The 20,559-nt window shown below is 47.3% G+C and carries 15 protein-coding genes; 10 read left to right on the top strand and 5 right to left on the bottom strand.

From position 1 onward, the window contains the following. Nucleotides 1–185 precede the first annotated feature (185 nt). Entirely contained in the window at nucleotides 186–2,468 is a 2,283-nt protein-coding gene (gene pflB / locus Q1B47_RS03305) for a formate C-acetyltransferase (RefSeq protein ID WP_299788566.1), read from the top strand. An 85-nt stretch (nucleotides 2,469–2,553) separates the two neighbouring features. Next, nucleotides 2,554–3,294: a pyruvate formate lyase 1-activating protein gene (gene pflA, locus Q1B47_RS03300; RefSeq protein WP_299788563.1), complete on the top strand. Its 741-nt coding sequence runs from the start codon at nucleotides 2,554–2,556 to the stop codon at nucleotides 3,292–3,294. A 45-nt stretch (nucleotides 3,295–3,339) separates the two neighbouring features. On the opposite strand, the gene yfbV is transcribed toward pflA, so the two are convergent. Further along, entirely contained in the window at nucleotides 3,340–3,783 is a 444-nt protein-coding gene (gene yfbV, locus Q1B47_RS03295; RefSeq protein ID WP_299788560.1) for a terminus macrodomain insulation protein YfbV, read from the bottom strand. A 194-nt stretch (nucleotides 3,784–3,977) separates the two neighbouring features. Here yfbV and ackA point away from each other — a divergent pair, with 194 nt between their 5' ends. From ackA to Q1B47_RS03275, 4 genes are all read left to right on the top strand, one after another. Further along, on the top strand, nucleotides 3,978–5,177 hold the full coding sequence (ackA, locus tag Q1B47_RS03290; RefSeq protein WP_299788557.1) for an acetate kinase: 1,200 nt from the start codon (nucleotides 3,978–3,980) through the stop codon (nucleotides 5,175–5,177). A gap of 86 nt (nucleotides 5,178–5,263) precedes the next feature. Then, nucleotides 5,264–7,405 carry a phosphate acetyltransferase gene (gene pta, locus Q1B47_RS03285; protein WP_299788554.1) on the top strand — a complete coding sequence of 714 codons (2,142 nt, stop codon included), beginning with the start codon at nucleotides 5,264–5,266 and terminating at the stop codon, nucleotides 7,403–7,405. A gap of 545 nt (nucleotides 7,406–7,950) precedes the next feature. After that, nucleotides 7,951–8,382: a hypothetical protein gene (locus tag Q1B47_RS03280; RefSeq protein ID WP_299788551.1), complete on the top strand. Its 432-nt coding sequence runs from the start codon at nucleotides 7,951–7,953 to the stop codon at nucleotides 8,380–8,382. A 556-nt stretch (nucleotides 8,383–8,938) separates the two neighbouring features. Further along, on the top strand, nucleotides 8,939–9,163 hold the full coding sequence (locus Q1B47_RS03275; protein WP_299788548.1) for a hypothetical protein: 225 nt from the start codon (nucleotides 8,939–8,941) through the stop codon (nucleotides 9,161–9,163). A gap of 117 nt (nucleotides 9,164–9,280) precedes the next feature. On the opposite strand, the gene Q1B47_RS03270 is transcribed toward Q1B47_RS03275, so the two are convergent. Both Q1B47_RS03270 and Q1B47_RS03265 read right to left on the bottom strand, forming a co-directional pair. Beyond that, entirely contained in the window at nucleotides 9,281–10,189 is a 909-nt protein-coding gene (locus Q1B47_RS03270) for a class I SAM-dependent methyltransferase (protein ID WP_299788545.1), read from the bottom strand. 43 nt (nucleotides 10,190–10,232) lie between these two features. After that, nucleotides 10,233–11,312, bottom strand: a complete 1,080-nt coding sequence (locus Q1B47_RS03265; RefSeq protein WP_299788542.1) for an AI-2E family transporter — start codon at nucleotides 11,310–11,312, stop codon at nucleotides 10,233–10,235. 254 nt (nucleotides 11,313–11,566) lie between these two features. Here Q1B47_RS03265 and Q1B47_RS03260 point away from each other — a divergent pair, with 254 nt between their 5' ends. Further along, the gene (locus Q1B47_RS03260) at nucleotides 11,567–12,490 is read left to right on the top strand and encodes a TIGR01777 family oxidoreductase (RefSeq protein WP_299788539.1); all 924 of its coding nucleotides are present in this window, start codon (nucleotides 11,567–11,569) and stop codon (nucleotides 12,488–12,490) included. A gap of 64 nt (nucleotides 12,491–12,554) precedes the next feature. Here the strand turns inward: Q1B47_RS03260 and Q1B47_RS03255 are convergent, their stop codons facing one another. Both Q1B47_RS03255 and Q1B47_RS03250 read right to left on the bottom strand, forming a co-directional pair. Next, on the bottom strand, nucleotides 12,555–15,026 hold the full coding sequence (locus tag Q1B47_RS03255; RefSeq protein WP_299788536.1) for an FtsX-like permease family protein: 2,472 nt from the start codon (nucleotides 15,024–15,026) through the stop codon (nucleotides 12,555–12,557). Then, nucleotides 15,026–15,775: an ABC transporter ATP-binding protein gene (locus Q1B47_RS03250; protein WP_299788533.1), complete on the bottom strand. Its 750-nt coding sequence runs from the start codon at nucleotides 15,773–15,775 to the stop codon at nucleotides 15,026–15,028. The genes Q1B47_RS03255 and Q1B47_RS03250 overlap by 1 nt, the downstream gene beginning before the upstream one ends. A 40-nt stretch (nucleotides 15,776–15,815) precedes the next feature. Here Q1B47_RS03250 and Q1B47_RS03245 point away from each other — a divergent pair, with 40 nt between their 5' ends. The 3 genes from Q1B47_RS03245 to Q1B47_RS03235 all read left to right on the top strand — a co-directional run bounded on the left by Q1B47_RS03245 (nucleotide 15,816) and on the right by Q1B47_RS03235 (nucleotide 20,516). Continuing rightward, nucleotides 15,816–16,388, top strand: coding sequence for an arylesterase (locus tag Q1B47_RS03245; protein ID WP_299788802.1), 573 nt, complete (start codon nucleotides 15,816–15,818; stop codon nucleotides 16,386–16,388). A 109-nt stretch (nucleotides 16,389–16,497) separates the two neighbouring features. After that, a complete protein-coding gene (locus Q1B47_RS03240) occupies nucleotides 16,498–17,616 on the top strand; it encodes a DUF481 domain-containing protein (RefSeq protein ID WP_299788531.1) in 1,119 nt (372 codons plus the stop codon). A gap of 248 nt (nucleotides 17,617–17,864) precedes the next feature. Next, nucleotides 17,865–20,516, top strand: coding sequence for a parallel beta-helix domain-containing protein (locus Q1B47_RS03235; protein ID WP_299788528.1), 2,652 nt, complete (start codon nucleotides 17,865–17,867; stop codon nucleotides 20,514–20,516). Nucleotides 20,517–20,559: the final 43 nt, after the last annotated feature.

Below are 20,559 nucleotides of genomic sequence, written 5' to 3'. Positions count from 1 at the left end.
TCTTATCGGTTATCTAGCAATCAGATTCTTTCGAAACTAACAACTTCGAAAACAGTTCCCATCATCAGGGCGACATCATGAGGGGAGCTTTTTTAAGACTTAACTATTGGTATATCGCTACCCTCGCTTTCAAAGCCATAGCCGATAACCAATAACCTCTATCTCAACGAGAAGGTATTTGTACGATGACCGAAAAAACTGAACAGTTTGCCAATGCATGGGCAGGTTTCGCTTCTGGCGATTGGAAAACTGAAGTCAACGTTCGTGACTTTATTCAAACCAACTACACTCCATATGAGGGTGATGAGGCGTTCCTGGCCGAAGCAACACCTGCTACGACTAAGCTTTGGAACAAAGTGATGGAGGGGATCAAACAGGAAAACAGCACTCACGCTCCTGTTGATTTCGATACTAAAAAAGTATCAACGATTACCTCACACGAAGCCGGTTACATCGAGAAAGATCTTGAGACTATTGTCGGTTTACAGACTGAAGCTCCACTAAAACGTGCAATGCTACCAAATGGCGGCATTCGTATGGTTGAAGGTTCTTGTAAAGCCTATGGCCGTGAGCTGGATGCCGATGTAAAATATGTCTACTCTGAGCTTCGTAAGACTCATAACCAAGGTGTTTTCGATATCTACACACCTGAGATCATGCGTTGCCGTAAGTCTGGCGTACTGACCGGTTTACCTGATGCTTATGGCCGTGGTCGTATCATCGGTGACTACCGTCGTATCGCGCTTTACGGTATCGATTACCTGATGGCGGATAAATTCGCTCAATTCGGTTCACTTCAGGCTGGTTTCGAAGCGGGTGAAGACCTCTCTTCAACTATGCAACTTCGCGAAGAGATTGCTGAGCAACATCGTGCTCTTGGCCAGATGAAGCAGATGGCTGCCAGCTATGGTTTCGACATCTCTAAGCCTGCAACCAATGCACAAGAAGCGATCCAATGGACTTACTTCGGCTACCTGGCTGCAGTTAAGAGCCAAAACGGTGCAGCTATGTCTCTTGGCCGTACTTCAAGCTTCCTGGATATCTTCATCGAGCGTGACCTTAAGAATGGTGTCATCACCGAAGAGCAAGCTCAGGAGATGGTTGACCATTTCGTGATGAAGCTACGTATGGTTCGTTTCCTGCGTACCCCTGAATACGATGAACTATTCTCTGGTGACCCAATCTGGGCGACTGAATCTATCGCTGGTATGGGTGTTGACGGCCGTACTCTGGTTACTAAGTCAAGCTTCCGTTTCTTGCACACACTATACAACATGGGTGCAAGCCCAGAGCCAAACATCACAGTATTATGGTCAGAAAAGCTACCACTGACTTTCAAGAAGTACTGTGCAAAGGTATCGATCGACACCAGCTCAATCCAGTACGAAAATGATGACCTGATGCGTCCTGATTTCGAGTCTGACGACTATGCTATCGCATGCTGTGTAAGCCCAATGGTTGTTGGTAAGCACATGCAGTTCTTCGGTGCTCGCGCAAACCTTGCTAAAACAATGCTTTACGCCATCAACGGTGGTGTTGATGAAAAGCTTAAGACTCAGATCGGACCTAAGTCAGATGCCATCACTTCTGAGGTTTTAGATTTTGATGACGTTATGGGCCGCCTGGATACCATGATGGATTGGTTAGCTACACAATATGTGACAGCGCTTAACGCTATCCACTATATGCACGACAAATACTCTTATGAATCAGCACTAATGGCGCTTCATGACCGTGACGTGCGTCGTACTATGGCTTGTGGTATTGCCGGTCTGTCTATTGCGGCAGACTCTCTGTCTGCAATCAAGTTTGCGAAAGTTAAGCCAGTACGTGACGAAAACGGCATCGCAGTCGACTTCGACATCGAAGGTGAATATCCTAAGTTCGGTAACAACGATGCACGTGTCGATGACTTGGCTACTGAGCTTGTAGAGCGCTTCATGTCTAAGATCCGTAACATGAAGATGTACCGCAACGCGATACCAACTCAGTCAATTCTGACTATCACCTCTAACGTGGTTTACGGTAAGAAGACGGGTACCACACCTGACGGTCGTCCAGCCGGCGCACCATTTGCTCCGGGCGCAAACCCTATGCATGGTCGTGATGAGAAAGGCGCTGTAGCTTCATTGACTTCTGTTGCTAAGCTTCCATTTGCTCACGCTCAAGACGGTATTTCATACACTTTCTCTATCGTACCAAATGCGTTAGGTAAAGATGAGAACGGACGTCGTGCTAACTTAGCCGCTCTTATGGATGGATATTTCGCTCATAATGACAACCGTGAAGGTGGTCAACACCTTAACGTTAACGTCATGAACCGCGAAATGCTTGAAGATGCAGTGGTTAACCCAGACAAGTACCCACAGCTTACGATTCGAGTATCAGGTTATGCAGTTCGCTTCAATGCATTGACTCCTGAGCAGCAGCAAGACGTAATCACTCGTACCTTTACTCAAGGTATGTAATACCCGATATCTTTATAGATAAAAGGTAGACTTTGTGGGCTGTACGATAATTAAGTACAGCCCAATTTTTAGAGAAGGAAGCAAAATGACAGTAAAAGGTCGGATCCACTCTTTGGAATCCTTTGGTACCGTTGATGGTCCAGGCATAAGATTTATCACTTTTATGCAGGGATGTTTGATGCGTTGTCAGTACTGTCACAACAGAGATACATGGGACCTTCACGGTGGCCGCGAAATTGAAGTAGATGAGTTGATGAAACAGATCATCAGCTATCGACCGTTTCTCGAAGCCAGCGGCGGTGGCGTCACAGCCAGTGGCGGTGAAGCCATACTCCAGCCTGAATTTGTCGCAGCGCTTTTTAAAGCCTGTAGGAAGGAAGGTATTCACACCTGTCTGGACACAAACGGGTTTGTAAGAAAACATACTCCAATCATCGATGAACTGCTCGATAATACTGACCTTGTATTACTCGACATTAAACATATCGACGATAAAAGACATATCGACCTGACAAAGGTCAGTAATCACCGCACCCTGCAATTCGCGCAATACCTGAATAAGAGACAACAAAAAACATGGGTACGCTATGTGGTTGTCGGCGGCTATACCGACGATCTGGAAGCGGCAAAAAAACTCGCCGAATTTGTCAAACCAATGAAAAATGTGGAAAAAGTGGAGCTACTTCCCTACCACGAGTTGGGCAAGCACAAATGGGAAGCCATGGGAGAAGAGTATGAACTTAATGACATATCTCCCCCCAGCAGCGAAACGATGGAAAAGATAAAACAAGTATTTACCGATGCTGGCGTTAACGCCATCTACTAAATGTTTTAGATAAAAATGTTGTCGAGAGATCACCAACTATAATAATTAAAGTTCTTCCCAATAATGAGCATCTAAACGTTCGAAAGCTGACTTTAAGATTAATGCCATGTCGAGGTAACACGCTCTCGGACCCAGGGGACGACAAGGGATCCCCATACTGGTGAGTTTAGTCGTCAGCTGATCGCACCAATCGAGTAAGGTTAACGGCAGAGGGTGGCGAGCTCGCCAGCCAAGCCATAGCAGCCCCTGAATAGGCAGGCTGATAAAAAACAGGGCGATAGTAATGGCCTGGGGCAGGAAAGCCCAACCATGAATATATAGCTGACTCGAGGCTGCCAGCAGAGCTAAAACCGGCATCAGGGGCACAGCTATCTGAGTAGCACGAATAACGCGATACTCAGGAAAGTAATAACTAAGTTGTCTGACCATAGGCCAGGTCTTCATATATCTATGACCTTCGCCCAGGGTTTTGAAAACTTTAATGCTCAATTCTACACCTAATTTATTGGGATACTGCTTTTACCATAGCACAAGCCACAATAGAGCCCCAAGGCCTTGTGGTAGCTAAATGAGTGGTTCCCGGCTCTGATATCAGAGCTTATCTAGCGACTTCGACAAAAATTGTCAATGAAGTCATTGTTGTTCAGTGGCTTTAAGCTCACTACTTTGCAAAAGGTTTAAACATGTCAAACAAACTGGTATTGGTACTTAACTGCGGTAGCTCGTCATTAAAATTTGCGATTATCGACGCCCTTACAGGTGATGACCAGATCTCAGGTCTTGCCGAGTGTTTCGGTCTTGAAGACTCACGTATCAAATGGAAAGTCGATGGCAAAAAACAGGAAGCGAGCCTGGGTGCTTTCACCGCTCACCGTGAAGCTGTTGAATATATCGTTACTGATATTTTGGGCGAACACCCACAAATTGCTGAGCAGATCCATGCCATCGGACACCGTATCGTTCATGGCGGCGAGAAGTTCACTCAATCCGTTATCATCGACGAATCAGTGATTCAGGGCATCGAAGATTGTGCGGCTCTGGCGCCACTTCATAACCCGGCTCACCTAATCGGTATACGCGCTGCTCAAGCCTCTTTCCCAGAGCTGCCACAGGTCGCAGTATTCGATACGGCATTCCACCAAACTATGCCGGAAAAAGCGTTTATCTATGCCCTTCCTTATAAACTATACCGCGAAAATGCAATCCGTCGTTACGGCATGCACGGTACCAGTCACCTGTTTGTCAGCCGTGAAGCAGCAAAAGCTATCGGCAAAGATATCAAAGATACCAACATCATCTGTGCTCACTTAGGCAACGGTGCCTCTGTTACAGCTATCAAAGGCGGTAAGAGTGTCGATACCTCTATGGGTATGACACCACTGGAAGGCCTGGTCATGGGTACCCGTTGTGGTGATATCGACCCATCTATCATTCATCACTTAGTCAGCCGTCTGGGTTACACCCTGGATGAAGTTAACAACCTGATGAACAAGCAAAGTGGCCTGTTAGGTATTTCTGAACTAACCAACGACTGCCGTGGCATCGAAGAGGGTTATGAAAATGGTCATAAAGGTGCAACTTTAGCCCTTGAGATCTTCTGTTATCGCCTGGCTAAATATATCGCTTCTTACACAGTGCCATTAGGTAAGTTAGATGCCGTTGTATTTACAGGTGGCATAGGTGAAAACTCAGATCTAATCCGAGCTAAGGTACTTAACCTACTTGAGATCTTTAACTTCGAAGTTGATGACGAGCGTAACAAGGCTGCTCGCTTCGGTAATCAAGGTCAGATCACCACCGATAATGGCACCATAGCTCTGGTTATTCCAACCAACGAAGAGTGGGTTATCGCTGAAGATGCTATGAGTCTTTTGAGCAAGTAAAGTATATGCCGGCCATCACTCAGTGGCCGGCAGCAACCGTTAGGCGTAGCGAAAGTACGCCTTCAAAGCGTCACAAAGAGGTTTTTATGTCTCGCAACATTATGTTAATCCCTATCGGCACGGGTGTCGGTCTAACTTCTATCAGTCTTGGGCTTGTACGTGCTTTCGAACATCACGGTGTTAAAGTTCGTTTTTTTAAACCTATTGCACAGCTGCGTCCACATGATTACGGACCCGAGCGTTCGACTACTATCTTAAGCAAGTCTCCTACCGTTAACCCGCTGGAGCCATTTGAGATGGCTCATGCCGAGAGTTTAATTCGTGGCGACCAGACTGACACTTTGATGGAGCAGATCATTGCTCGTGTCACAGAACATGCCGATGAAAGCGAGACACTCGTCGTAGAAGGCCTGGTTCAAACCAGAAACCACCCATTCTCGAGCGAGATTAACTACGCCATTGCCAAGGCACTCGATGCAGATATTATTTTTGTTGCGACACCGGGCAATGAGACGGCTACAGCCCTGATGAACCGCCTTGAGATAGCTCATAACTCATGGGGCGGAGCCAAGAATAAACGTATTATCGGCGCCATCGTCAATAAGATCGGTGCACCGGTAGATAACGAAGGCCGCGCTCGTCCGGATCTTTCAGAAGTATTTGATCATCAAGAAATTGCTCGTCCTGATGCAGCAAGTATGTTCCAGCTTCCGGGTAAGAGCTCACTTCGAATCTTAGGTAGCGTGCCATATAACTTAGATCTTGTTGCACCACGGGCATCGGATCTGGCAAAACACCTAAGTGCAAAAATCATCAACGCAGGTGAAATGAACACACGCCGCCTGCGCAAGGTGACTTTCTGTGCCCGCAGTATTCCCAACATGGTTACACATATCAAAACAGACTCACTACTTGTGACCTCGGGAGACAGATCTGATGTAATCGTATCGGCATGTCTTGCGGCTATGAACGGTGTTAAAGTTGGTGCACTCCTGCTCACAGGCAGCTATGAGCCTGAGCCGGAGATCATGGCTCTGTGTGAACAAGCTTTCGAAACCGGTCTTCCGGTATTTTTGATCGACACTAATACATGGCAAACATCGCTTAATATCCAGCGTTTCGATCATGAAGTTCCTGTCGATGATGCCGTACGAATCGAAGAGGTTCAGGAGTATGTTGCCAGCCATATTGACCAGAACTGGATCGCAACTGTTACCGAAAACTCGCCACGTGAACACCGTCTATCGCCACCGGCATTCAGATATAAGCTGACCGAACTGGCACGCGAAGCACGTAAGACAATTGTATTACCTGAAGGTGACGATCCACGTACCATCGAGGCTGCCAGCATCTGTTCAGATCGTGGTATAGCTAAGTGTGTGTTACTCGGTAATCGAGAAGAGATTGAACGTATTGCCGTTCGTCAGGGTGTGGCTTTGGGTGAAGGAATTGAGATTGTTGACCCTTCATTGGCCCGTGACCGCTATGTTGAGCCAATGCTTGAACTGCGTCGCCACAAAGGACTGACCGAAGTCGTTGCTCGCGAGCAGCTTGAAGACAACATGGTACTGGGTACTATGATGTTGGCTCAAAATGAGGTAGATGGCATCGTATCCGGTGCGGTTAACACTACGGCTCACACCATTCGCCCGCCTCTACAGTTGATTAAAACAGCGCCAGGTTCCAGCTTAGTCTCATCAATCTTCTTCATGTTGATGCCTGATCAAGTGCTCATCTATGGTGACTGTGCGATTAACCCGGATCCAAATGCCGAACAATTAGCCGATATTGCTATCCAGTCGGCTGAATCGGCCGCCGCTTTCGGTATCGAACCTAAAGTTGCAATGATCAGTTACTCTACCGGTAGTTCAGGCACAGGCTCAGATGTCGACAAGGTTCGTGAAGCAACCCGTATCGCTAAAGAGAAGCGTCCGGACCTTGTTATCGACGGTCCACTGCAGTATGACGCCGCTGTTATGCCGAATGTGGCTCAGTCTAAGGCGCCTAACAGCCCTGTGGCCGGTCAAGCAACGGTATTTGTATTCCCAGACCTAAACACAGGTAATACGACCTATAAAGCGGTACAGCGAAGTGCTGACCTTATTAGCATTGGCCCAATGCTTCAAGGTATGCGTAAACCGGTCAACGATCTGTCTCGTGGTGCCTTAGTCGATGATATCGTCTATACCATAGCGCTAACGGCAATCCAGGCATCTCAAGCTAAATAAGGTTACCGCATCATTGCCACAGCTGCATGAAAATGGCATGAATGTTCCGGACACAACGTCTGTTTGTATGCATCCTTGCCAAACAGAGATAAGTGTTCCGGACACAAAGCCAATTTCATTCCATGACCTCCAGGGAAGGAGGAAATGTCATCGAGATGCAGAGAGCATCTTTGATCCATGGGCTCTTTGTACATGAAGAGTGGCATAAGTGTTCCAGACACAAAAAAGCCTGTCATTGACAGGCTTTTTTTATGCAAATATTGATTAAACCTTAACAGATGCTGTATAAAAAACTCACAGGACCAGCCCCGTCACTTTTTGACCAGAGCTTTAACTCCTAAAAAATCAATTAGTTAAAACTTATACCTCTAGTCTTCAACATAGTTGTCCACAGATTTTGTGGATAACCATTAAAAGTTATTCATTCAGATATGCCTTATTTATCGAGTCAGGTCAAGTATTAAAATTTATTTTTAACCAAAAGCCCACTTGCCAATTCAAAGAACAATAGCGATACTGGCTCAAACACCACTCTTAATAGATATATGAGAATAATCGCCCTACTCTGTTTAACCTTTCTTCTTGGCTGTAATCCGGACTCCTCAAACGGTGAGTCTATGCGTACGCCGGAGGAAGTTTCCCTCGGTTTCTTTAACGCTATCTATGTCGAACGTGATGTCGAAAAGGCTAAGCAGTTTGTCGATGAACCAATGAAGAAAGTACTATCGCACTACTACATAGCTTCTTCGGTACAGCGTCATGTCCTTAATCTCGCCATGACTGATGTCAAGATGGAGATTGAAGAGATTAATATCGATTTTTTCAGAAAGTTTACCGATGACGTCACAGTTATCATCAAGATGGAAGGTTTAAAAGGTGGTGAGCCCTGGATAGACGACAGAACCATCAGGCTTCATAAGAGAGGGGTGAAATGGGAAATTGTCGAGGTGCTACCGGAAAAGGGTAACCTGCATTAGGCTTTCACGACCCGACAAGAGAGAAGCAAAAAAATAGCAACCTAAGGTTGCTATTTTTATCTCAGCCTAAGCCGGATTAACTCCTGAATTGATGGATTAGTCCTTAATCCAAAAACGCTTCTTCATCCATTTCAAGAGGCAAAGATTCGATCACTTCATCTTGTACTTGATAATATGCGCCTTCGTATTCTTTAACTTCCATAACAACTCCGAATTACTTTTGTAGGGTCTGAGGCATGCCATTTCTTCGATGACACTTTCCTGAGTAGGAAGAGATAGACATTCCACCAACTTCTTGAAGCTGATTATATCAGGCATTTCGCAAGAGTTACACAAAACTTTCAGTTTGGTGCGTAAAAAAGCCCAAAAATCGATGAAAACAGCTAATTACGGCTCAGAAAGCTGAAAGTCTTTCAGTTTTTTATATGACTGGGGACTAAAAACAGTTTTTTTAACATCTAAATGATCTAATCAGTCACTCCATACCTGCTAAGACTTAAAGATACCTATCACAAAGGTTGTACTATTGCCAGATATTAAGTTGGAGGTACTGACGATGAATTCACTCGTAGAATTTGAGGCCGAGAGGCTGGCAGATCTGTTCAATCAAGGAGATACACTCAACATCTATATGTTTATGGACATGATGAATATGCCCATAGACGTACAGGATCGATTATTCACCGAAATTTCCTCTTTGAGAAACATAGATAAAAGCAAAGTTGAGAACATCATAGAGTCACATGGGCAATCCATTATGCATGAGAGACTCAACTACTGATGCCTACCAGGGTGACCTCACATTATATTTGGACGTAGCGATTAGGACACAAAGCCTGAAAGATAATCGCCTGCAACTCGGATTGCAGGCGGTAACGGGGAGCAAAAGCTAAACAGTTCAGGCTAACTTATACCTAAGCACTTTAAGCGCTTTATTACTGTCGATGTCGGCAAATATCGGCGGGTTTTCAAGCTGTTCGACAAATACAAGTGTGGGGCTGAACTCCTCCACTTGCTGCTTGAGATACTCAATGCTTAGCTCAGGTGCATTGAGGCACAAGAGTATATCTCCATCGGGGGTCAATAACTCAGGTACCCGTTTAAGTAATCGGGAGTAATCTTTAGTCGCAACAAAACTGCCCTTTTGGTTGCTCGGCGGATCGGCAATAATCATTTCATAGGGTCCAAGCTTAGTCAGTTTGCCCCATGATTTAAAAATATCATGCCCAAGAAAACGAGCCCCCGCCGGAAAACCGTTTAACAGGTGGTTCTGCTTTCCTATTGATAGTGCCCCTTTACTCATATCGATATTAACGACACTGTCGGCCCCGCCCTGAAGTGCGGCGACAGAGAAGCCACAGGTATAGGAAAAAAGGTTGAGTACCTTCTTATCCTGAGCATGCTCCCTAACCCACTGTCGGCCATTTTTCATATCGAGAAACAAGCCATGGTTCTGGCCTCTCAACAGGTGAATATAAAATTCGGCACCGTTTTCCCTGACCTTATGCTGCTCGGGAACACTGCCGGCCAGCAGTTCTGTATGTGTCTGGCCACCGCTTCGGTATTGGTAGACAAGATTAAACGCCTCTTCCCCTCTTTGTGCCTGCCAACGTTGCTTGATGGCCTCTACCGATAATGACAACACATCCTCTTCCAGAGGTTTAAAACTGGTCAGCAATAATACAGGGGGAAACCAGTCAAGGCACAGGTGTTCCACACCGGGATAGAGCCCGCCACGACCATGGAAGAGACGATTGACCTCTTCACCAAACACCACTTTATTCACTTCATTAAAAAATAACTGCATCTAACTCACTTTGTCAGTAAAAAATATGATATTTAAAATACCGTCACACAACCTCGGTATTTTCTTTATCCTCTTGAGGGCTGGGCCTGAGCTCTTCCACATCATCGGCTAACAATATTGCCAGCCAGCTTCCTCCCTTGCTCGATTCCAATGCTATCTTCACAATCATGGTTAACGGCACCGATAACAACATGCCTACAGAGCCGAGTAACCACCCCCAAAAAATCAATGACAGAAACACGACCAGCGTAGAAAGGCCCAGACCTCTCCCCATATATTTGGGTTCAACCACGTTCCCCATGACCGTGTTAGTGGCTAAATATAACAGTGCGGTTCCACCGGCTGCGGCCGGGCCTAACTGAATAAATGCCAACATTACCGAAGGGATAGCCGCAATAATTGAACCAATATTTGGAATATAGTTAAACAGGAAGGCGACCACCCCCCATAACAGCGCATAATCGACACCTATGATAGCTAACCCTGTGCCGATAATTACCCCTGTCGCTAAACTCACCAGTGTTTTAATCACCATATATTGATTGACAGAGTGCAGAAACCGGTCGATTTGCTTCATTCGCATGTCCGGGTCATCCAACGCAAAGTGCAGCTTCTTCGGTAACGTTTCTGACTCGAACAGCATAAATACAACGGTGAGAATAATCAGAAAAAGGTTTGCCATTACGCTACCCACACCGGATAACATATTTGTCGTCATCGACAGAGCAATCCCCGGATCGAAGTAAGCCAGAATCTGCTCTTTAGAGATGATGATATTAAAGGTGCGTAGCTTTTCGGTTATCCAACCAAACTGGTCAACGAGTTGGTCCCGGTAGTGGGGAAGCTGGTTTGAAAACTCATTGATGGAACTACCGACAATTTGCGCCAGCCAAAGTCCCATCATCACAATAACCACCATCATTAACATAACCGCTAATGCACGCGGCACTTTCAACCTGGTGAGCCCATCAATCATCGGATTGCAGATCACGGCGATGAAGGCAGATAAAACAAACGGAACGACTATGGGGCTAGCCGCCTTTATCCCGGCCAATATCACAACAACGAAAGCCATGATAGCAAATCCCTTATATGCAACAGACTGGGTATCAATTCTCGGCATTTTATAAAATCCTTCTTGATGAACTAATATAGTTATATTGATAGATTAGAACTGAAGCAACTAAATTCTGAGACTCCAAATTATCGCACGATAAAGGAAAAAATCATCGTATTAGTTGAACTTGAGTGATATTCAATCAAAATAAAAACTATTTTGATCTATTTGAACCCATAACAGTTATGGCCACTTGCGTTTTCATCAGCTATCAGAGCTGGGTAAAAGCCGAAGCCATCTTTTATTTTTCTGGGCAAACTATGAATATTTTATTAACCGGTGCAACTGGCTTTATCGGCCATCAGCTTGTCGGGGCTCTAGAGAGTAACCATCGACTCACCATACTCACAAGAGATCCTGTCCGGGCCAAAGATAAACTGGGCGGCTATCATCAGTATCTGGCATCTCTGGACAATTTAACTTCACTGAATGAGTTTGATGCAGTGATTAACTTAGCCGGTGAACCCATTGCCGGAAAACGGTGGAGTAACGAGCAGAAGCAACGCATTTGCAACAGCCGCTGGGAGATCACCTCACGATTATCAGAGCTGTTCACACAAAGCCAGACCCCACCGTCGGTTTTTATCAGCGCTTCGGCGATCGGGCGCTATGGCCGGCAAGGGACGACTCCCGTCGATGAAACCTATTTCGATGAGCCCCATCGAAGCCCAGGTGATGATATTGAATTTACCCAAACCGTTTGCCGAAAGTGGGAAAGCTCAGCTCTGAGCGCACAGTCTGAAAAGACACGGGTCTGTATTATTGCTATAGGTCTGGTGCTCGGATTAAGCGGGGGAGCACTGCCTAAGATGTTACCGGCATTTAAATTAGGGCTGGGTGGCCCCATCGCCTCCGGCGAACAGGGGATGAGCTGGATCCACCAGCAAGACCTTATTTCGCTATTTGTCTATTTACTTGAGCATGGTGAGTGCAGTGGTATCTTTAACGCCACCTCTCCAAGGCCCGTAAGCAACAGGGAGTTTTCGACAACATTGGGCGCCGCCCTCTCAAGGCCGGCAATCATTCCCATGCCATCCTTCGTTCTGGATATCGGCCTCGGTGAGATGTCACAGCTGCTGACTCAAGGCCAGTATGTCCTACCCAAGCGGGCACTGGACGCAGGCTTTCATTTTAAGTACACAAAGTTATCCGAGGCATTTTCCGAGATCTTCTCCGGAAATTAATACCCATAGACACAACAGAAAAGGGGCTGACCGATAGAGGCAGCCCCTTCCCCGCTTAACAATACTAGCCGGCCTTGAGCAGCTCTGAGCAGGACTTATTGAGCAGTTGCCTGCATCGCCAAACTCCCAACAGAGCGACGGTCAAGGCTCCACAAACAGGCGCAATGCCCCACCATTGCCAGTGCATATACACATTTAACTCAAATACCTGAGTCTTAAGCAGGTAGAGAGTAAACTCGGCAACGATCACAGCCAGAAGACCGGCAATGGTTCCCAGTAGTGCAAACTCCAAAGCAGTAGCCATTCTCAACAACCATCCCGAAGCACCAAAGGTTCTCAGAACGGCAAGCTCTCTCTGCCTGGTAGCCATACCAGCCTCTGTTTGCGCTATCATCACCAAACTGCTGGCTAAAACAACAAGCAGTAACACTAAGGTCAATGACAGAGAGACTTGATCTATGATCTGCCTCAGCTGCTTAATCATGGTGCCAACATCGATAATAGAAACCGTTGGAAACTGTTTAATAATTTCCAGTATTACCGACTGTTTATTATCTTCAAGATGAAAGCTCACCATCGAGGTATGAGAAAATGGTGCCAGAGAGGCTTGAGAAAAAATCATAAAAAAGTTCGGCTGCAGTGTCTCCCAATGAACCGCTCGCAGACTGCCGACATTCACAACTAAGCTGCGATTGTCGATTACATAAGTCAGACTGTCACCAATCTTTATCCCCAGGCGCTCTGCAACGCCGGACTCTACCGAAACATCATTCTCACTGACATTGAACTTCCCTTCCAGGATCTCATTGTTAGGTGGCAGGGAGTCCCGCCAGGTGAGATTCAATTCCCGGGAGATCCCTAACCGCCCCTCAACCCCGGCCTTTTGCTGCTCTGCTGAGATTAGTTTCTCACCATTGATCTCGGTTAATCGTCCCCTGATAACAGGATAGATATCCGTCGTCTTCACCGTATTGGCTTTCAGATATTCTCCCAGCTCAAGCTCTTCATCGGGAGAGATATTGACCAAAAAGTAATTAGGCGCATTCTCAGGCAACTGATTCTGCCATTCACTGAGCAGATCTTGTCTCAGCGCCAGGATAGTCAACAACAGAACAAGGGCACTACTGAAACCAACGAGTTGAACCGCATTCTGCCTCGCACGGCGACGAAGCCCAGCAAGCGCCAATTGCAGCGGATTGGTAGTTTTCATCCCTATGCCGTGACCGACACGTATCATTAAGAAGCCCATGATACTCAATAGCAGCCCCAGCAGCAGTACACCGGCAACCACTGTCATAGTGAGCACCAGGCTTGTCGAGTAGAGATAACCTAACAGCGCCATAGCAACCAGGCTGAGTAGCAGGTGCAACCACATTCCCAGCTGAACTCCCTCCAACTGCCTCTGCAATACCCGCAATGGCGGGATTGAGAGCAGGCGCATCAGAGGATAGGCAGAGAACATAAATGCACTGATAAAGCCTGTCGCCAAGCCTAGCAGTATCGGACGAATATAGGGGGGGGAGTAAGCCGCAATCTCTTCGGGGAGCAAGGTGGTGATAACCGCATCGAGGGCAAAGCCACCACACAGGCCCAGCGAGACCCCGAATAGAGTCACTAACAGCAGGTGCAATCCAAATAACGTGCGGATCTGTTTCGCCGATGCACCGAAGGTTTTTAACATGGCCACGACATCATAGTGACGGTGACAATAGCGCTGAGCCGCAATGCCGATGGCAGCACAGGCCAGTGCGATGCCCAGCAGGCTCGCCAGCAGCAGAAATCGCTCCGCACGTTTGACCGCATCGGCGATGGGAGACTCGCCGGATTGCACATCGACCCAACGTTGACTGGAGGTCAGTTTAGGCTTTACGTATGACTCAAGCTGCTTCAGTTGCTCCTCGGCACCGGAAAACTGCACCAGATAGGTCACCCGACTTCCCGGCTGTATCACCCCTGTACTCTCGACATCTTCGAGCCGTATCAGTACCACAGGAGATGAAGCAAACGGGTTAAACCCGGCATCAGGTAAACGGGAGATCTCCTCACTGAGCCTGAACTCTCTGTTGCCAAGCTCGAGAGACTCGGGATAGGCCAGTATGCCTCCCAGGCGTGTTTCAAACCACAACTGACCATAATCGGGTAGCCCAACTCCCTCTACCGAGTGAGTCTCGGGATCTGAGTTAAGCTCAATTTTTCCCTTGAGCGGATACCCCTCACCAACGGCCCGTACGGTCACGAGCTGAAACTTATCTTCGGCAAACACCATAGAGTTAAACTGCATACTCGACACATGCGCCAAGCCCAACTCGTCGGCTTTTGCGATAAATGACTCGTCTATCTTAACCGGCGAGTTGATGATTCTGTCGGCGGCGATAAACTTTGAAGCCTGTCCGTTGATCGCTATCTGTAATCTTTCACTGACTCTGGCTAAACCGCTTACCGACAATACGGCTAATGTAATAGCTAAGACAATTAACACCAGTTGTCCCTGCATTAACTCCCGCTTAAACAGCCTCCAGGCTAAGCTTACCTCCATCAGAGCCCCTCCACACTGGACAGGCGACTCTCGTTTATCTGATCCGATGTTTTATCATCAGCAGACTCTACGGGAGATTCAGTTATTACACCGGTATCCATGATTAACTGCCGCTGGCAGCGTTGAGCCAGATGCAGATCGTGAGTGACTAGCACTAGGGTCGTCTCACTCTCCCGGTTCAGCTCAAACAACATGTCTGCGACCCTTTCACTGTTTGCGGCATCCAGATTTCCGGTTGGCTCATCGGCAAACAGTACCTTGGGCTCGCAGATAAAGGCCCTGGCAATCGCAACTCTCTGTTGCTCACCACCGGAGAGCTGATTGGGGAAATGTGTGAGCCGGTGACTCAGACCCACTCTGTCTAACATAGCCTCAGCCTTCTCTTTTGCATGTTGGATCCCGGCCAGTTCAGCCGGTAACATCACATTCTCCAGTGCATTGAGGGTATCCACTAACATAAAAGACTGGAATATAAAGCTGACCTTCTGTTTTCTCAGGGCCGCTTTTCTCTCCTCATCCAGCGACTGCAGAGCGACACCATCGAGTATTATCTCTCCGCTGGTCGGTGAGTCCAATGCGGCAAGTAACCCAAGCAGGGTCGACTTCCCCGAACCGGATGGGCCGAGTATGGCAATACTTTGTCCCTGCTTGACATCCATATTAATGCCGTTGAGGATAGTAAGTTCTCCCTCTTGGGTAGCCACTGACTTAACGAGATTGTTTACTGTGATAGCACTGACTTCTGACATAAAACCCTTCTCTTCCTTGCTTAAATCTGCTCTGGGTCTGCTGACCCTGGCAACTGTTCTGTTTTGCACTCAATTATCCGCTGCCCCTATATTAATCCTAGGTGATAGCCTCAGTGCAAGTTATGGTGTCGATGAAGACAAAGGTTGGGTGAACCTGCTAAGGGCTAAACTGCCGGAGCATGAGATAATAAACGGTTCAGTTAGCGGCGAAACAACGGCGGGTGGATTGCGCAGACTGCCCGCTCTGCTTGAGTCTGCAAAACCTGAGCTTATCTTGATCGAGTTGGGAGGCAATGACGGACTACGTGGTTTTACCCCTCAACAGCTGAAAGAAAATCTTACAAAAATAATTACCCTCTCCCAGGCTAACGATGTCGAGGTACTGCTTTCCGAGGTCATGGTCCCGCCAAATTATGGCCCCAGATATGCGTCAATGTTTTCACAGGTGTATAAAGATCTGGCAAGCGATCACAATGTCACCCTGATGCCATTCTTCATGACCCAGATAGCAACAAAACCTGAACTGATGCAACGAGATGGGATACATCCTAATACCCTGGCTCAGGCAGATATCGCCGAGTTTGTCCTGCCGTGGGTTAAGGACGCGCTTTAGGGCGGCTTATTATCTCCAGTGAGTGACTTCGCTATTTGTTTAAAAAGCCCTGTATGTAGATTATCGCCATAAGACTCACAGCCAAGATATCAATTCGGGTAAACAAGTTATGAGTAACAAGACAAAAAGACACCTTTTATCTCATGTAACCATAGGGCTGATTCTTCCCTTGAGTTCTACTGTACAGGCACAGAGTGTGGTATCCGAGCCACACGGTTCAGCGCAACACGCACCCGCTCAACTTTTCCCTCCGGCCGACTCATCATATGACTGGGTTCAATTAAGCTCTTTCGAAATGCTTAAGGGAGAAATTAAAAACCTCTATGATGATAGGCTAGAGTTTAAAAGTGATGAACTCGATACAATTTTCATCGACTGGGAAGATGTTTTAGTCCTTCAAAGTCATGATGTTATCAGTGTTGGTTTTACAGACTTAACCACAAAAACCGGCCTGCTACGTCTGCAACGGGATAAGCTCTATATCGATGACCAGGTGTTTGATCGCAGTCAAGTCATGACACTCATTTCCGGTGAACAAACAGAGTCAAACTACTGGTCGAGCAAGATATCGCTCGGGGCGAATTTTCGTTCGGGAAATGCCGAACAGGTGGATTATAGTGCCATAGCCAACGCCCATCGCCGGACAACAGAATCACGCTTCAATCTCGATTATTTTGGCAACTACTCCAAGTCTGAAGGCGTGAATAATATCAACAATCACCGCCTGAACAGCTATTTCGACTGGTACCTTTCCAAACAGTTTTACCTGCGGCCGATATTTGCCGAAATATATCTGGATCCGATAAAAAACATTCAATATAAGGCCACACTTGGCTTCGGTCTGGGTTATGACATTCTCGATACCCCCAAGTCAGACTGGAGCATCTCCGGAGGTCCTGCATACACCTTTACCAAATTCGACAATGTCGCCACAGATGCCAGCGATAACGACGGTAGTGGCGCGTTAGTGGTAGAAAGTGCATTCGATACCGAGCTATCTGAAGATATCGACTTTAATGCTCTCTACCGAGTTCAACATGGAAATGACAAGTCGGGAGGTTATACGCACCATGCACTAGCAGGCTTTTCTATCGAACTCACCGATATGTTTGATCTCGACCTCTCTCTGGTATGGGACCACACCAATAAACCCCAGGCCGACTCAGGTGGTGTTACCCCCGAGAAAAACGATTATCAGTTCATCATCGGCTTCGGTATCGATATCTGACCAGCCTTTAGCTCAACGGCTAAACTCCCTAGCAAGTTTTTTACATTTATTCAACCCAGCCACCTGCGTTTACCTTGATTACGTTTCCCTTTGTTTTAAAAAGATAAATTATACCACTGCCGTTTGATATTCATCGAAGGCAAGAATGAAACAAGGATGTTACGGGATTGTTGGCCGGATTTCACATTGCATATATAGTACGTCAGTGCAATCTAAGGAAGGAATAATAAAAATAAGCAGGAGACGCTATGTTTAACAAGAAACCATCATGGTTACTGCCCTCTTTGGTGGCCAGTGCCGTTGCATTGAGTATTGCCGGTTGTTCATCGGATGACGACGAACCGATCATCGAGGATGAAACAGGCACGGTTGCCCCAATTCCCGAGCCCGGCCCCAGTTTTCCCGAAGGCGCGATCATGATCCCCGATGGAGAGGATCTCACACTGCGGATCCAGGAAGCGCTCATCAATGCACAGAGTAATGACGTCATTGTCCTGCCTAAAGGTAACTTCAAGATAGCCTCTACCCTACTCTTCGACGGCGATGTGGATGGTGATGGTACGCTCGCCAAGAATATCACCATCATGGGATACGGCATGAATGAGACCGTATTAGACTTTTCGGAGTCTGTCACCGGTGATGGTATTTTCGTGCAAAATGCCCTTAACGTCATCATTCAGGATCTTTCGGTCAACGAAGCTAAGAATAATGGTATTAAACTCAAAAATACCAACGGTATTATTCTTCGCCGACTGGCCACGGTCTGGGAAGGCGAGCTCGACGAAGGCAATGGCGCCTATGGCCTCTATCCAGTAGAGTGTGAAAACATTCTGATTGAAGATACTTACGTCAGGGGAAGTGCCGATGCCGGTATTTATGTGGGTCAATCTCAATATATTGTCGTACGCCGCAATATCGCAAAAGAGAACGTGGCGGGTATCGAGATTGAGAACTCAAAATACGCCGACGTATATGATAACGAAGCCATGGGCAATACAGGTGGTATCTTAGTTTTCGACCTGCCGATCAACAACCACAGGTACGGTTCCAGCGTTCGGATATTCAACAACAAGGTGTATGACAATAATACTAAAAACTTTGCCAACGCCTCTGCAAACCCTGCCGGTGTTCATATCGTACCGCCTGGAACCGGTATGATTATTTTATCTACCGATGATGTCGAGATCTTCAATAACGAGATCACCAACCACGACACCATGGGGGTAGCGATAACCAGCTTCTTCATAGCCGAACCGGATATGGGGACGTTCGTTGCTAACTATGGTCAGCCGGGTCAACCCATCGAAGATGGCTGGAGACCGACACCACGTAACATCTACCTTCACGATAACGTCATCACCGACTATGGTAAGAAGCCCAATGGCTATCTGATCGACGATATCATTAAGGCCTACCTGTTTACCCATGGTAAGTTCCCCGGCGTCCTCTATGATGGCCTCGGAGAGATGCTTTCTAATAACGGCACGGCGGCGTATTTGGGCCTGCAGGAGACCCCCTTCGCCGAAGACGGCAGTGATAACGTCTGCGCAAGCGATAATGGTGATGTCTCATTTGCCCGACTCTACGCTAACAACAATACAGATATGAGTATTGCCGACGTGCTATATGAACCGACTCAGGACAAGATCATGAACTGTGCTCAGGTGAGCCTGCCGGTTCACACGGTGACATTCGGCGATGAGATCTTCGGTTGTGGCGTCGACGATGATGTCGAAGCTTGTGATGGTGGTAACCTCATCGGCGGCGGAGGCAGCATAGGTGAAGGCGAAGGTGGCTTGGTAGGAGACGGAGACCTGGCCCTTTGTGAAGCGAGCGGCAGCGGCGTCAACTGGCCCGCACTGTTAGGCGCTAACTGTCCGAACCTGTCAGACTATAACCTGTTTGCCGATGCCTCTAATCCAACACTTGGCGCTAACTCCGGCGGCCTGCCCTACGATATGAACACTCAACTGTTTACCGACTATGCCAGCAAGTATCGCTTCGTCTTCGTGCCCGAAGGCAAGAAGGCTAACTATTCGGCAGATGAGAGCATGGAATTTCCTGTAGGGACCGTTATCACCAAAACCTTCGCACTACCCGCGAACACCGGCCTACGGGGGATAGAGAATGAGGATATGATCGAGACCCGTCTGCTTATCCGTCGCTCAACGGGCTGGTCTGCACTACCTTACATATTTAACGCAGATAAAACCGATGCAGTCTTGGCTAAAGCCGGTGCCATTCAGGCGAAGCAGGTGACTCACAATGGCGAAACCTTTGACTTTGACTATGTCGTGCCCAGCATGAATCAGTGTAAGCAGTGTCATCAGTTTAAAGCCGATGCCGATAGTCCGGCGGTATTTGTTCCTATCGGTCCTAAGGCCCGTTATCTGAATAAAGAGCACACCTATGCCGATGGAACAATGAACCAGTTACTGAAATGGCAGGCTGCAGGTATCCTTCAGGGCGTTCCGGATATCGCCACCATAGATACGGTTCCCTCATTCTCAGATGGCGATGAAGCTCAGTTAAGTTCAATGACTGATGAGATGCTGATGAAAACAGCCAAAGGTTATCTTGATATCAACTGTGCCCACTGTCATCGCCCCGAGGGCAACGCCTCTAACACGGGGCTCAAACTCGAGTACTTCAGAGACTACAACGAGGATGAAGGTTTCTCTCACGGCACCTGCAAGTCGCCGGTCGCTTATGGCGGTGGTTCACTGAGTTACGATGTCGTACCGACGGCACCGGACCGCTCTATCCTTCATTTCAGGATGGAAACCAACCTGCCCGGTGATCGTATGCCGGAGATAGGCCGTAGTCTGTCACACGCAGAGGGCGTTGAGCTAATCCATGAATGGATCAAACGTCTGCCTATGGCGAGCTGCTCACAATAGGCTAAGTACAAAGCAAAAAGGCCGGCCACACCGGCCTTTTTAC

Origin of the sequence: uncultured Shewanella sp. (assembly GCF_947501225.1) — a bacterium.
Taxonomy (GTDB): domain Bacteria; phylum Pseudomonadota; class Gammaproteobacteria; order Enterobacterales; family Shewanellaceae; genus Shewanella.
The sequence above is the reverse complement of the archived record's forward strand: the minus strand, read 5'-3'. Positions and strand labels throughout refer to the sequence as shown.